The organism is Pseudomonas sp. H3_C08 (assembly GCF_054669455.1).
In genome coordinates this window covers 4,496,340-4,509,640 of sequence record NZ_CP162803.1, presented here as the reverse complement: position 1 = coordinate 4,509,640, position 13,301 = coordinate 4,496,340, and the positions used below count along the sequence as shown (strand labels likewise).

Genomic DNA, 13,301 nt, shown 5'->3' with positions numbered 1-13,301 from the left:
TAAGCATGTCTCGCGTCGCTAAGAACCCCGTTAAGCTGCCAGCCGGTGTCGAAGTAAAATTCGCAGGCCAACAGCTTTCGGTGAAGGGTGCCAAGGGTACTCTTGAACTGAACATCCATTCGTCCGTTGAGATCGTTGAAGAAGCTGGTGAGCTGCGTTTCGCTGCTCGCAATGGCGATCAACAAACTCGCGCAATGGCCGGTACCACGCGTGCGTTGGTAAACAACATGGTCCAAGGCGTAAGCCAAGGCTTCGAGCGCAAGCTCCAGCTGGTCGGTGTTGGTTACAAGGCGCAAGCAAAAGGCACGGTTTTGAACCTGGCCCTTGGCTTCTCGCACCCAGTGGATTACGAACTGCCGGAAGGCATCACCGCTGAGACTCCTAGCCAGACCGATATCCTGATCAAGGGCATCGACAAGCAGCTGGTAGGTCAAGTGGCCGCTGAGATCCGCGACTTCCGTCCACCAGAGCCGTACAAAGGCAAAGGTGTGCGCTACGCGGACGAAGTCGTCCGTCGTAAAGAAGCCAAGAAGAAGTAGGGCATAGCAAATGACCGACAAAAAAGTTACTCGACTGCGTCGCGCTCGCAAAGCACGCCTGAAAATGCACGAACTCGAAGTCGTGCGTCTCTGCGTGTTCCGCTCGTCGCAGCACATCTACGCCCAGGTCATCTCGGCCGACGGCAACAAAGTCCTGGCAAGTGCCTCGACTTTGGATAAAGAACTGCGTGATGGCGCCACTGGCAACATCGACGCGGCCACAAAGGTTGGCCAGCTGGTCGCTACGCGTGCTAAGGCCGCTGGCGTCTCGCAAGTGGCTTTCGACCGCTCTGGCTTCAAGTACCACGGCCGCGTTAAAGCGCTGGCTGATGCTGCTCGTGAAGCTGGGCTGGAGTTCTAAGTTATGTCAAATAACGACCAAAAGCGCGACGAAGGCTACATTGAGAAGCTGGTTCAAGTTAACCGCGTAGCCAAAACCGTTAAAGGCGGCCGTATCTTCACTTTCACTGCGTTGACCGTGGTGGGTGATGGTAAAGGGCGTGTTGGCTTCGGCCGTGGCAAGTCGCGTGAAGTGCCTGCTGCGATCCAGAAGGCAATGGAAGCTGCTCGCCGCAACATGATCCAAGTTGATCTGAACGGCACCACTCTGCAGTACGCAATGAAGTCCGCTCACGGCGCTTCGAAGGTGTACATGCAGCCTGCTTCTGAAGGTACCGGTATCATCGCTGGCGGCGCTATGCGTGCTGTCCTCGAAGTTGCTGGCGTTCAGAACGTTCTGGCCAAGTGCTACGGCTCGACTAACCCGGTAAACGTGGTTCACGCCACTTTCAAAGGTTTGAAAGCTATGCAGTCTCCTGAATCCATTGCCGCCAAGCGTGGCAAAAGCGTCAAGGAGATCTTCTGATCATGGCTACCGTTAAAGTAACGCTGATCAAAAGCATGACCGGCCGCATCCCTAACCACAAACTGTGCGTTAAGGGTCTGGGTCTGCGTCGCATCGGTCACACTGTAGAAGTCCAGGATACTCCCGAGAATCGCGGGATGATCAACAAGGCTTACTACATGCTGCGTGTCGAGGGTTAATCGATGAAACTCAATGATCTGAGTCCAGCGCCGGGTTCCCGTCGCGAAAAGCATCGTCCGGGCCGTGGTATCGGTAGCGGTTTGGGTAAGACTGGTGGCCGTGGTCACAAAGGTCAGACCTCCCGTTCCGGTGGCACCATTGCTCCAGGCTTTGAAGGCGGTCAACAGCCGCTGCATCGTCGCCTGCCGAAGTTCGGTTTCGTTTCCCTGAAAGCCATGGACCGCGCAGAAGTGCGTCTGTCCGAGCTGGCTAAAGTGGAAGGCGACATCGTCACCGTGCAGTCCCTGAAAGATGCCAACGTGATCAACGTCAACGTACAGCGTGTGAAAATCATGCTGTCCGGTGAAGTGACTCGCGCTGTCACTATCGGCAAGGGAATCGGCGCCACCAAAGGTGCGCGTGCGGCTATCGAAGCAGCTGGCGGCAAGTTCGAGGAATAAATGGCTAAGCAAGGTGCTCTCTCTGCGCTCGGCAAAGGCGGTATGTCTGAACTCTGGGCTCGTCTGCGTTTTCTGTTCCTGGCGATTATCGTCTACCGAATAGGCGCACACATCCCGGTTCCAGGTATCAACCCGGACCGACTCGCAGACCTGTTTCGACAGAATGAGGGGACCATTCTTAGCTTGTTCAACATGTTCTCCGGCGGCGCGCTGGAACGGATGAGCATCTTTGCATTGGGGATCATGCCGTACATTTCGGCATCGATCATCATGCAACTGATGACCGCCGTCAGTCCGCAGCTGGAGCAGTTGAAGAAGGAAGGTGAAGCTGGCCGTCGCAAGATCAGCCAGTACACCCGCTACGGCACCGTCGTCCTCGCTCTCGTTCAGGCTATTGGCATGTCCATTGGTCTGGCGGGGCAGGGCGTTGCGTTCACTGGTGACTTTGGCTTCCATTTCGTCGCGGTATCCACTTTTGTGGCTGGTGCGATGTTCATGATGTGGCTGGGTGAGCAGATTACTGAGCGTGGTGTAGGTAACGGTATCTCGATGTTGATTTTTTCGGGTATCGTCGCCGGTCTTCCGAGAGCAATCGGGCAGTCTTTCGAGTCTGCGCGTCAGGGTGATATCAACATCTTCGCCTTGGTTGCCATCGGTTTGCTGGCAGTAGCGATTATCGGTTTCGTGGTGTTCATTGAGCGTGGTCAGCGTCGTATCGCTGTTCACTACGCCAAGCGTCAGCAGGGCCGCAAGGTTTTTGCTGCGCAGACTAGCCACCTGCCGTTGAAGGTGAACATGGCCGGTGTTATTCCGGCTATTTTCGCGAGCAGCATTTTGCTGTTCCCGGCTTCGTTGGGTGCCTGGTTCGGTCAGTCTGAAGGTATGGGCTGGTTGCAGGACATCTCGCAGTCGATCGCTCCTGGTCAGCCGTTGAATATTCTGCTGTTTAGTGCAGGGATTATTTTCTTCTGCTTCTTCTATACGGCGTTGATGTTCAATCCGAAAGACGTAGCGGAAAACCTGAAGAAGTCCGGTGCCTTTATTCCGGGCATCCGTCCAGGTGAGCAGTCGGCGCGCTACATTGATGGCGTTCTGACCCGCTTGACCATGTTCGGTGCTCTTTACATGACGGCCGTGTGTCTGTTGCCCCAGTTCCTTGTGGTTGCAGCAAACGTTCCGTTCTACCTTGGCGGGACCTCGTTGCTGATCGTGGTCGTGGTTGTGATGGACTTCATGTCCCAAGTACAATCGCACCTCGTTTCGCACCAGTACGAATCCCTGATGAAGAAAGCCAACCTGAAGGGTTACGGCAGCGGCATGTTGCGCTGAGTACCCATAAGGTTCGAGGAGTTGGTGATGAAAGTTCGTGCATCGGTGAAAAAGCTGTGCCGTAACTGCAAGATTATTCGCCGCGAAGGTGTTGTTCGAGTAATTTGCAGCGCGGAACCGCGTCACAAACAGCGCCAAGGCTGAGTGTGATTGTGCTTCAAGCCCGGTAGCTAGTGCGCTACCGGGTTGATTATTTGTTATTACAGCGATATTATCTCGCGCCCTATTTCTTGGCTTCCGGGGCGTAGGTAGCTGTCAATTGGAGTCCCACTGAATGGCCCGTATTGCAGGCGTTAACATTCCAGATAACAAGCATACTGTTATCTCGCTGACCTACATCTATGGTGTTGGTCGCACTACTGCGCAGAAGATCTGTGCAGTGACTGGGGTAAACCCAGCAGCAAAGATCAAAGATCTGAGCGACGAGCAAATTGAACAGCTGCGTGGCGAAGTGGCGAAGTTCACCACTGAAGGTGACCTGCGTCGCGAAATCAACATGAAAATCAAGCGCTTGATGGACCTCGGTTGCTATCGCGGTCTGCGTCATCGTCGTGGTCTGCCAGTACGCGGTCAGCGTACCAAGACCAACGCGCGTACCCGTAAAGGTCCGCGTAAGCCGATCCGCAAGTAATCGCCCCAGCGAATCGACAGGAATTTAATCATGGCAAAACCTGCTGCTCGTCCTCGTAAAAAAGTTAAAAAGACAGTGGTTGATGGCATCGCCCACATCCATGCATCTTTTAACAACACCATCGTGACCATTACCGACCGTCAAGGTAACGCTCTTTCCTGGGCTACCTCCGGTGGTTCGGGTTTCCGCGGTTCCCGCAAGTCCACCCCGTTTGCTGCTCAAGTAGCTGCTGAACGTGCTGGTCAAGCTGCGCTGGAATACGGCCTGAAAAACCTCGACGTTAACGTCAAGGGCCCAGGTCCAGGTCGTGAATCCGCAGTCCGCGCTTTGAACGGCTGTGGCTACAAGATCGCCAGCATCACCGACGTGACGCCAATCCCGCACAACGGGTGCCGTCCGCCGAAGAAGCGCCGCGTGTAATCCAGGAGATTGTAAAGAATGGCTCGTTACATTGGTCCAAAATGCAAACTCGCTCGTCGCGAAGGCACCGATCTCTTCCTGAAGAGCGGCGTGCGCGCGATCGAATCGAAGTGCAACATTGAAGCAGCACCTGGTATCCACGGCCAACGCCGCGGTCGCCAGTCCGATTACGGCACCCAACTGCGTGAAAAGCAGAAGGTCCGTCGTATCTACGGCGTTCTCGAGCGTCAGTTCAGCGGCTACTACAAAGAAGCTGCTGGCAAGAAAGGTGCAACCGGTGAAAACCTGCTGCAACTGCTCGAATGCCGTCTGGACAACGTTGTATACCGTATGGGCTTTGGTTCGACTCGTGCCGAATCCCGTCAGCTGGTATCGCACAAGTCGATCAGCGTTAACGGTCAGACCGTAAACGTTCCGTCGTATCAGGTTCGTGCTGGTGACGTGGTTGCAGTTCGCGAGAAAGCAAAAAACCAACTTCGCATTGTCCAAGCTCTCGATCTGTGTGCCCAACGTGGCCGCGTAGAATGGGTAGAAGTAGACACTGAGAAGAAGTCGGGCGTTTTCAAGAACGTTCCTGCTCGCAGTGATCTGTCCGCCGACATCAACGAAAGCCTGATTGTCGAGCTCTACTCCAAGTAAGGGCTAGAAAATAGGTGCATCCATGCAGATTTCGGTAAATGAGTTCCTGACACCCCGCCACATTGATGTGCAGGTTGTCAGTCCAACCCGCGCCAAGATCACTCTCGAGCCTCTCGAGCGTGGTTTTGGCCACACCCTGGGCAACGCGCTGCGACGCATCCTGTTGTCCTCAATGCCCGGCTGCGCAGTAGTCGAGGCCGAGATTGACGGTGTGCTCCACGAGTACAGCGCCATCGAAGGTGTACAGGAAGACGTAATTGAAATCCTGTTGAACCTTAAAGGTCTGGCCATCAAGCTGCACGGTCGTGACGAAGTTACGCTGACCTTGTCGAAGAAGGGTTCGGGGGTGGTTACCGCTGCCGATATTCAGCTGGATCATGATGTCGAGATCGTTAATCCCGATCACGTAATCGCTAACCTGGCGTCTAACGGCGCCCTGAACATGAAGCTCACCGTAGCTCGTGGTCGTGGTTATGAACCAGCCGACTCGCGTCAGAGCGATGAAGACGAAAGCCGCAGCATCGGTCGCTTGCAGCTTGACTCTTCGTTCAGCCCGGTTCGCCGTATCGCATACGTGGTGGAAAACGCCCGTGTCGAGCAGCGTACCAACCTGGACAAGCTGGTTATTGATCTGGAAACCAACGGTACCCTGGATCCTGAAGAGGCTATCCGCCGCGCTGCAACCATCCTGCAACAGCAGTTGGCTGCGTTCGTCGACCTCAAAGGTGACAGTGAGCCAGTGGTTGTCGAGCAGGAAGACGAGATCGATCCGATCCTGCTTCGCCCGGTTGACGATCTGGAACTGACTGTACGTTCGGCTAACTGCCTTAAGGCGGAAAACATCTACTACATCGGTGACCTGATTCAGCGTACCGAAGTAGAGCTGTTGAAGACTCCGAACCTGGGCAAGAAATCCTTGACTGAAATCAAGGACGTTCTGGCCTCCCGCGGTCTGTCCCTCGGCATGCGCCTCGACAACTGGCCGCCTGCAAGTCTTAAGAAGGACGACAAGGCGACTGCCTGATCGTCGTAATCACCGAACGTAGTGTTTGGTAAGGAATGAACCATGCGTCATCGTAAAAGTGGTCGTCACCTGAGCCGCACCAGCTCGCACCGCAAGGCCATGTTCCAAAACATGGCGGTGTCGCTGTTCGAGCACGAGCTGATCAAAACTACTCTGCCAAAAGCCAAAGAACTGCGTCGCGTTGCTGAGCCGCTGATCACTCTGGCCAAGACAGATAGCCTGGCTAACCGCCGTCTAGCTTTCGACCGTACTCGTTCGAAAGCTATCGTTGGTAAGCTCTTCAACGACCTGGGCAAGCGTTACGCTACCCGTGAGGGTGGCTACCTGCGCATCCTCAAGTGCGGTTTCCGCGCTGGCGACAACGCGCCTATGGCGTACGTCGAGTTGGTTGATCGTGCTACTGCCGGCGAAGCTGTATCCGCCGAGTAAGACGTCAGTCTGAAACAAAAAACCGGGCCTAGTGCCCGGTTTTTTGTGTCCGCAAGAAAATGCGCTGTTCATACAAGCTTCTGACATGTCTCTGTTGTCACTATGTGCCGGGAAACATAATTAGTAATTATCTATCGAAGCTTGCGAGTTAATGAATTTGTAGGTGTCACATGGATGATCGATACTTCCCAGCAAGCCGATTAGCCGGCAGTTTCAAGACTGACAGAGGAAGAAGACCGTATGAGCCAGATCAAAACGCTTACGACCGCCAGTGGCGCACCTGTCGCTGACAACCAGAATTCTCGCTCCGCTGGCCCACGTGGCCCGCTGCTGCTCGACGACTTTCACCTGATCGAGAAGCTCGCCCACTTCAACCGTGAAAACATTCCTGAACGTCGCGTTCATGCCAAAGGCTCGGGAGCTTACGGCACATTCACCGTTACCCGCGATATCACGGATTACACCAGCGCCAAGCTGTTTGAAGCTGTTGGCAAGCAAACCCCGACGTTCCTGCGTTTCTCGACGGTAGGCGGCGAACGGGGTTCTGCCGACACCGAGCGCGATCCACGGGGTTTCGCGTTGAAGTTCTACACCGAAGAAGGTAACTGGGACATCGTGGGTAACAACACGCCAGTGTTCTTCATTCGTGATCCCCTGAAATTCCCAGACTTCATTCACACCCAGAAACGCCTTCCGCAAAGCAACCTGAAAAGCGCGCAGATGATGTGGGACTTCTGGTCGCATTCGCCTGAAGCCCTGCACCAGGTCACCATTCTGTTCTCTGATCGCGGTATTCCTGACGGCTACCGTCACATGCACGGCTTCGGCAGCCACACTTACAGCCTGATTAGCGCCCAAGGCGAGCGTCACTGGGTGAAGTGGCACTATAAGACCAAACAAGGCATCAAGAATCTGGCACCGGCCGATGCCGCACGGTTGGCGGGCACTGATCCAGACTACGCCCAGCGCGACCTGTTCGAAGCCATCGAGCGCGGTGACTTCCCGAAATGGCGCGTGTGCATTCAGATCATGACTGAGGCCCAGGCTGCGGCACACTATGAGAACCCTTTCGACGTCACCAAAACCTGGTCGCAGAAAGAATTTCCGCTGATCGAAGTGGGTGAACTGGAACTGAATCGCAACCCGCAAAACTACTTTGCTGAAGTCGAGCAAGCGGCGTTCGGCCCAAGCAATATGGTGCCGGGAGTTGGTCTGTCGCCAGATCGGATGCTGCAGGGGCGCGTATTTGCGTACGCTGATGCTCACCGCTACCGCGTGGGTACCAATCACCAGCAACTGCCGGTGAACGCGCCACGCAGCCCGGTTAACACATACCAGCGTGATGGCTCGATGGCGTTCGGCAGCAACGGTGGTGCAGCACCTAACTACGAGCCGAACAGCTACACCGAAGCACCGAAACAAGCTCCGCGTTACGCAGAACCAGCGCTGGCCTTGAGCGGTGCTGCCGATCGCTACGATCACCGCGAAGATACCGATTACTACAGCCACGCCGGTGCACTGTTCCGCCTGATGAGCGACGATCAGAGAGCATTGCTGGTCAGCAATATCGCCGGTGCCATGGCGGGCGTTTCCACTGATATCGTCGATCGCCAGTTGCAGCACTTCTACAAGGCCGATCCGGCGTATGGAGAAGCAATCGCAAAGCTGCTCAACGTACAGCTTAACGAAGTCTAAACGAGAAGCAGAACCGCCCTCATCTGGGCGGTTTTTGCGTTATTTAGGCTGCTTTTCTAAGAATATCTTCGCTTTTATTGCGCGAATCGGGTGACCTTCCGGTCAGCTTGGTTCAAACTACAGACTTTCAAGTAGGGAGATGTAGGGCGATGCAAGGCCACCCAGACGTAATCGATTACCTCAACACGTTGCTGACCGGCGAACTGGCCGCGCGTGATCAATATTTCGTTCATTCGCGGATGTATGAGGACTGGGGGTTCACCAAGCTCTACGAGCGAATCAACCATGAGATGGAAGAGGAAGCCGGTCACGCTGATGCGTTGATGCGCCGAATTCTGATGCTCGAAGGCACGCCGCGTATGCGTCCGGATGATCTGGATGTCGGCACCACTGTGCCGGAGATGCTCGAAGCGGATCTGCGTCTTGAATACAAAGTTCGCGCAGCGCTGTGCAAAGGCATCGAGTTGTGCGAGCAACACAAGGATTACGTCAGCCGTGAGATCCTTCGGATTCAGCTCAACGACACTGAAGAAGATCACACCTACTGGCTGGAAAAGCAGTTGGGCCTGATCAAGTTGATCGGTCTTGAGAACTACCTGCAATCCCACACGTCCTGATTGCAATCGATACAAAAAGCCCCTGTCACTGATGAAGTGACAGGGGCTTTTTCATGCCTGGCGTTTAAGCCCGATCGCGGATCAGCAGCGGCTTGAGGTAATGACCGGTATGAGATTGCTTCATCTCGGCCACATCCTCAGGCGTGCCGGTGGCAATGATCTGCCCACCTTTGGAGCCGCCCTCCGGCCCGAGATCGACCAGCCAGTCAGCCGTCTTGATCACGTCGAGGTTGTGTTCGATGACTACCACAGTGTTGCCGTGGTCGCGCAGGCGATGCAGCACGTCGAGCAATTGCTGGATGTCCGCGAAGTGCAAACCGGTGGTCGGCTCATCGAGGATGTACAGTGTTTTGCCGGTGTCACGCTTGGACAACTCGCGAGACAGTTTCACTCGCTGCGCCTCACCACCCGACAACGTGGTCGCCGACTGCCCGAGCTTGATGTACGACAGGCCGACATCCATCAATGTCTGTAGCTTGCGCGCCAGTGCTGGCACCGCGTCAAAGAACTCCCGGGCCTCTTCGATGGTCATCTCGAGGGTTTCGTGGATGCTCTTGCCCTTGTATTTGATCTCAAGGGTTTCGCGGTTGTAGCGCTTGCTCTTGCACACATCGCATGGCACGTAGATGTCTGGCAGGAAGTGCATTTCCACTTTGATCAGGCCGTCGCCCTGGCACGCTTCGCAGCGGCCACCCTTGACGTTGAACGAGAAACGCCCCGGGCCGTAACCACGGGAGCGTGACTCGGGTACGCCGGCGAACAGCTCGCGGATCGGGGTGAACAGGCCGGTATAGGTAGCAGGGTTGGAGCGCGGTGTACGGCCGATCGGGCTCTGGTCGATATCGACCACTTTGTCGAGATGCTCCAGGCCCTTGATGCTGTCGTGCGCTGCCGCTTCCAGCGTGGTCGCGCCGTTGAGGGCCGTGGCGCTCAGCGGGAACAAGGTATTGTTGATCAGCGTCGATTTGCCCGAGCCGGACACGCCGGTCACGCACGTCAGCAGACCAATCGGGATGTCCAGATCGACATTGCGCAGGTTGTTGCCGCGAGCCCCTTTGAGCGACAGATTGAGCTTTTTATTGCGTGGCGTGCGTTTGGCCGGCACTTCAATCTTCACGCGGCCCGAGAGGTATTTACCGGTCAGGGAATCCGGGTGCGCCATGACTTCCGCCGGCGTGCCCTCAGCCACGATCTGCCCACCATGCACACCAGCCCCCGGGCCGATATCCACAACGTAATCGGCCAGACGAATCGCGTCTTCGTCGTGTTCGACCACGATCACAGTGTTGCCAATATCACGCAGGTGCTTGAGCGTGCCGAGCAAGCGGTCGTTATCACGCTGGTGCAAACCAATGGACGGTTCGTCAAGGATGTACAGAACACCGACGAGACCGGCACCGATCTGGCTGGCCAGACGAATACGTTGTGCTTCGCCACCGGACAGCGTATCGGCACTGCGGTCCAGCGACAGGTAGTCGAGACCGACGTTGACGAGGAACTGCAGACGCTCGCGAATTTCCTTGAGAATCTTGTCGGCGATTTCGCCGCGACGGCCAGTCATCTTCAGCTCGCCGAAGTACTCGCAAGCGTCGCCGATCGGCAGGTTGGTCACCGCTGGCAGCGTTTTCTCGCCAACCCACACATGCCGCGCTTCACGACGCAGACGGGTACCACGACAATCCGGGCACGATTGGGTGCTGAGAAACTTGGCCAGCTCTTCGCGCACGCTTGCCGACTCGGTCTCGCGGTAGCGACGCTCCAGGTTCGGCACGATGCCTTCGAACGGGTGCGAACGTTTGACGATATCGCCACGGTCGTTCAGGTATTTGAAGTCGACGTTCTGCGAGCCGCTGCCATGCAGGATGAATTTCTGCTGATCGGCCGGCAGTTCGTTGAACGGTACTTCCAGGCTGAAACCATAGTGTGAAGCGAGTGAGCCGAGCATCTGGAAGTAATAGACGTTACGCCGGTCCCAGCCGCGAATCGCACCTTCGGCCAAGGTCAGATCGCCATTGACCAGCCGTTTGATATCGAAGAACTGCTTCACCCCCAGGCCGTCACAGGTCGGGCAAGCGCCGGCCGGGTTGTTGAAGGAGAACAGCTTCGGTTCCAGTTCGCTGATCGCGTGGCCGCAGATCGGGCAGGCGAAGCGCGCGGAGAAAATCATCTCTTCGCCCGGCTCGTCGTCCATCGGTGCGACAAGTGCAATGCCATCCGCCAGTTTCAACGCGGTCTCGAAAGATTCGGCCAGACGTTGCTGCAGATCGGCGCGAACCTTGAAGCGGTCGACGATCACATCGATCGAGTGCTTTTTCTGTTTATCCAGTTTGGGCAGTTCGTCCAGTTCGCAGATCCGCCCGTTGACCCGGGCGCGAACGAAACCTTGGGCGCGCAGCTCTTCGAAGACCGAAAGGTGTTCACCTTTGCGCTCGCGAATAACCGGTGCCAGCAACATCAGTTTGCTGCCTTCCGGCTGCGCCAGCACCAGGTCGACCATCTGGCTGACGGTCTGCGCTTCCAGCGGAATGTCATGATCCGGACAGCGTGGCGTACCGACGCGTGCATACAGCAGGCGCAGGTAGTCGTAGATTTCGGTGATGGTGCCGACCGTAGAGCGCGGGTTGTGCGAGGTCGACTTTTGTTCGATGGAGATCGCTGGCGACAGGCCTTCGATGGTGTCGACGTCGGGTTTTTCCATCATCGACAGAAACTGTCGGGCGTAGGCCGACAGCGATTCGACATAGCGGCGCTGACCTTCGGCGTAAAGCGTATCGAAGGCCAGGGACGACTTGCCGGATCCGGACAGGCCGGTGATGACGATCAGCTTGTCCCGTGGCAGGGTCAGGTCGATGTTCTTCAGGTTGTGGGTACGGGCCCCACGTATCAGGATCTTGTCCAAAGTGGCCTCGCTCGGCGGGCGTCGAAAACGTAGGAGTATACGGGCAAATACTGGATGGATGCACACTATCAAGCGAAGGGTTTTTACCTTACATGAAGAGAGTTTCATCTATACGCGTCATAGCGTCGCGATATACCCCGTCTTTCGATGGGACTGGTAGAATCGCCGCCGGTTCACACGAGGTTTTTCCATGCACGATCCCCACAGCGAACGCATGAGTGGTAGCGAGACTCGCGCAGCGAGCGGTCTGGCCCTGGTGTTCGCCTTCCGTATGCTTGGCATGTTCATGGTGTTGCCGGTATTGGCAACCTACGGCATGGACCTGGCAGGAGCGACCCCGGCCCTGATCGGGCTGGCTATTGGCGCTTACGGTCTGACCCAGGCGATTTTCCAGATTCCGTTCGGGATCATTTCCGACCGCATTGGCCGCCGTCCGGTGATTTACCTCGGGCTGATCGTTTTTGCCCTCGGCAGCGTGCTGGCGTCTCAGGCAGACTCGATCTGGGGCGTGATCGCCGGGCGGATCCTGCAGGGCGCCGGGGCGATTTCAGCGGCGGTGATGGCGCTACTCTCCGACCTGACCCGCGAACAGCACCGCACCAAGGCAATGGCGATGATCGGCATGACCATCGGTTTGTCGTTTGCCGTGGCCATGGTCGTCGGGCCTTTGCTGACCCGCGCTTTCGGTCTGTCCGGACTGTTCCTCGCCACCGGTGCCATGGCACTGGTCGGTATTGCCATCATCATGTTCATGGTGCCGCGCTCCACCGGGCCATTGCAGCATCGGGAGTCCGGGGTGGCGCGTCAGGCCTTGATGCCGACGCTCAAGCATCCGGATCTGCTGCGCCTCGATCTGGGCATCTTTGTGTTACATGCCATGTTGATGTCGAGCTTCGTTGCGTTGCCGTTGGCGCTGGTGGAAAAAGCCGGTTTGCCCAAGGAACAGCACTGGTGGGTCTACCTCACCGCGCTGCTGATTTCGTTCTTCGCCATGATCCCGTTCATCATCTACGGCGAGAAGAAACGCAAAATGAAACGAGTTTTGCTCGGCGCCGTCATGACGCTGATGCTGACTGAGCTATTCTTCTGGCAGTTCGGTGACAGCCTGCGGGCTCTGGTGATCGGTACGGTGGTGTTCTTCACCGCGTTCAATCTGCTGGAGGCTTCATTGCCGTCGCTGATCAGCAAGGTTTCACCGGCGGGCGGGAAGGGCACGGCCATGGGCGTGTATTCCACCAGTCAGTTCCTCGGTTCAGCACTCGGCGGGATACTCGGCGGCTGGCTGTTTCAGCATGGCGGTCTGTCGGTTGTGTTCCTCGGATGCGCGGGTCTGGCTGCCATCTGGCTGGCCTTTGCTGTTACCATGCGTGAACCTCCCTACGTGACGAGCCTGCGCTTGCCGTTGTCGCCCGAGGCGATCCGCGAAGCGGGTCTGGTCGAGCGCCTCAAGGCCCTCGTAGGGGTAACCGATGCAGTGATAGTTGCTGATGAAGCGGCTGTTTACATCAAACTGGACAAAGAATTAGTGGATCGCGACACCCTCGAACGCCTGGTGAACAACCCGGCCGGGGCTGCTTGCGAAGCCTAGGAGAAC

At 56.5% G+C, this 13,301-nt stretch carries 16 protein-coding genes; 15 read left to right on the top strand and 1 reads right to left on the bottom strand.

The features are described from left to right. Positions 1-5 precede the first annotated feature (5 nt). The 14 genes from rplF (at position 6) to bfr (ending at position 8,808) form a co-directional block, all read left to right on the top strand. Positions 6-539, top strand: a complete 534-nt coding sequence (gene rplF, locus AB4N74_RS20620) for a 50S ribosomal protein L6 (protein ID WP_003176412.1) — start codon at positions 6-8, stop codon at positions 537-539. Between the two features lie 10 nt (positions 540-549). Beyond that, the gene (gene rplR / locus AB4N74_RS20615) at positions 550-900 is read left to right on the top strand and encodes a 50S ribosomal protein L18 (protein WP_003186037.1); all 351 of its coding nucleotides are present in this window, start codon (positions 550-552) and stop codon (positions 898-900) included. A gap of 3 nt (positions 901-903) precedes the next feature. Further along, a complete protein-coding gene (gene rpsE / locus AB4N74_RS20610) occupies positions 904-1,404 on the top strand; it encodes a 30S ribosomal protein S5 (RefSeq protein WP_003186035.1) in 501 nt (166 codons plus the stop codon). 2 nt (positions 1,405-1,406) lie between these two features. After that, positions 1,407-1,583 (top strand): 50S ribosomal protein L30, encoded by a 177-nt coding sequence (gene rpmD / locus AB4N74_RS20605; RefSeq protein ID WP_003176408.1) that lies wholly within the window; start codon positions 1,407-1,409, stop codon positions 1,581-1,583. 3 nt (positions 1,584-1,586) lie between these two features. Next, entirely contained in the window at positions 1,587-2,024 is a 438-nt protein-coding gene (rplO, locus tag AB4N74_RS20600; RefSeq protein ID WP_003228720.1) for a 50S ribosomal protein L15, read from the top strand. Further along, entirely contained in the window at positions 2,025-3,353 is a 1,329-nt protein-coding gene (secY, locus tag AB4N74_RS20595; protein ID WP_003228718.1) for a preprotein translocase subunit SecY, read from the top strand. A gap of 27 nt (positions 3,354-3,380) precedes the next feature. After that, complete coding sequence (gene rpmJ, locus AB4N74_RS20590; protein WP_002555468.1) at positions 3,381-3,497, top strand: 50S ribosomal protein L36; 117 nt, start codon at positions 3,381-3,383, stop codon at positions 3,495-3,497. Positions 3,498-3,627: 130 nt separating this feature from the next. Then, a complete protein-coding gene (rpsM, locus tag AB4N74_RS20585) occupies positions 3,628-3,984 on the top strand; it encodes a 30S ribosomal protein S13 (protein WP_003186020.1) in 357 nt (118 codons plus the stop codon). A gap of 30 nt (positions 3,985-4,014) precedes the next feature. Continuing rightward, positions 4,015-4,404, top strand: coding sequence for a 30S ribosomal protein S11 (gene rpsK, locus AB4N74_RS20580; RefSeq protein ID WP_002555466.1), 390 nt, complete (start codon positions 4,015-4,017; stop codon positions 4,402-4,404). A gap of 18 nt (positions 4,405-4,422) precedes the next feature. Next, entirely contained in the window at positions 4,423-5,043 is a 621-nt protein-coding gene (rpsD, locus tag AB4N74_RS20575) for a 30S ribosomal protein S4 (protein WP_003176404.1), read from the top strand. Between the two features lie 22 nt (positions 5,044-5,065). Continuing rightward, positions 5,066-6,067, top strand: a complete 1,002-nt coding sequence (locus AB4N74_RS20570; RefSeq protein WP_003186012.1) for a DNA-directed RNA polymerase subunit alpha — start codon at positions 5,066-5,068, stop codon at positions 6,065-6,067. 42 nt (positions 6,068-6,109) lie between these two features. Then, positions 6,110-6,496: a 50S ribosomal protein L17 gene (rplQ, locus tag AB4N74_RS20565; RefSeq protein WP_003176402.1), complete on the top strand. Its 387-nt coding sequence runs from the start codon at positions 6,110-6,112 to the stop codon at positions 6,494-6,496. A gap of 240 nt (positions 6,497-6,736) precedes the next feature. Further along, the gene (locus AB4N74_RS20560) at positions 6,737-8,191 is read left to right on the top strand and encodes a catalase (RefSeq protein WP_093434406.1); all 1,455 of its coding nucleotides are present in this window, start codon (positions 6,737-6,739) and stop codon (positions 8,189-8,191) included. A 149-nt stretch (positions 8,192-8,340) separates the two neighbouring features. Further along, complete coding sequence (gene bfr, locus AB4N74_RS20555; protein ID WP_047303712.1) at positions 8,341-8,808, top strand: bacterioferritin; 468 nt, start codon at positions 8,341-8,343, stop codon at positions 8,806-8,808. A gap of 64 nt (positions 8,809-8,872) precedes the next feature. Here the strand turns inward: bfr and uvrA are convergent, their stop codons facing one another. Then, positions 8,873-11,707: an excinuclease ABC subunit UvrA gene (gene uvrA / locus AB4N74_RS20550; RefSeq protein WP_093434409.1), complete on the bottom strand. Its 2,835-nt coding sequence runs from the start codon at positions 11,705-11,707 to the stop codon at positions 8,873-8,875. 190 nt (positions 11,708-11,897) lie between these two features. On the opposite strand from uvrA, the gene AB4N74_RS20545 reads away from it, so the two are divergent. Continuing rightward, positions 11,898-13,295, top strand: coding sequence for an MFS transporter (locus AB4N74_RS20545; RefSeq protein ID WP_093434412.1), 1,398 nt, complete (start codon positions 11,898-11,900; stop codon positions 13,293-13,295). The last annotated feature ends 6 nt before the right edge of the window (positions 13,296-13,301 follow it).

Coding starts and splice junctions, on each gene's coding strand:
- rpsE (WP_003186035.1), top strand. CDS start 904: ATGTCAAATAACGACCAAAAGCGCGACGAAGGCTACATTGAGAAGCTG.
- rplO (WP_003228720.1), top strand. CDS start 1,587: ATGAAACTCAATGATCTGAGTCCAGCGCCGGGTTCCCGTCGCGAAAAG.
- rpsK (WP_002555466.1), top strand. CDS start 4,015: ATGGCAAAACCTGCTGCTCGTCCTCGTAAAAAAGTTAAAAAGACAGTG.
- rpsD (WP_003176404.1), top strand. CDS start 4,423: ATGGCTCGTTACATTGGTCCAAAATGCAAACTCGCTCGTCGCGAAGGC.
- rplF (WP_003176412.1), top strand. CDS start 6: ATGTCTCGCGTCGCTAAGAACCCCGTTAAGCTGCCAGCCGGTGTCGAA.
- secY (WP_003228718.1), top strand. CDS start 2,025: ATGGCTAAGCAAGGTGCTCTCTCTGCGCTCGGCAAAGGCGGTATGTCT.
- rplR (WP_003186037.1), top strand. CDS start 550: ATGACCGACAAAAAAGTTACTCGACTGCGTCGCGCTCGCAAAGCACGC.
- AB4N74_RS20570 (WP_003186012.1), top strand. CDS start 5,066: ATGCAGATTTCGGTAAATGAGTTCCTGACACCCCGCCACATTGATGTG.
- AB4N74_RS20545 (WP_093434412.1), top strand. CDS start 11,898: ATGCACGATCCCCACAGCGAACGCATGAGTGGTAGCGAGACTCGCGCA.
- AB4N74_RS20560 (WP_093434406.1), top strand. CDS start 6,737: ATGAGCCAGATCAAAACGCTTACGACCGCCAGTGGCGCACCTGTCGCT.
- bfr (WP_047303712.1), top strand. CDS start 8,341: ATGCAAGGCCACCCAGACGTAATCGATTACCTCAACACGTTGCTGACC.
- rplQ (WP_003176402.1), top strand. CDS start 6,110: ATGCGTCATCGTAAAAGTGGTCGTCACCTGAGCCGCACCAGCTCGCAC.
- rpmJ (WP_002555468.1), top strand. CDS start 3,381: ATGAAAGTTCGTGCATCGGTGAAAAAGCTGTGCCGTAACTGCAAGATT.
- rpmD (WP_003176408.1), top strand. CDS start 1,407: ATGGCTACCGTTAAAGTAACGCTGATCAAAAGCATGACCGGCCGCATC.
- rpsM (WP_003186020.1), top strand. CDS start 3,628: ATGGCCCGTATTGCAGGCGTTAACATTCCAGATAACAAGCATACTGTT.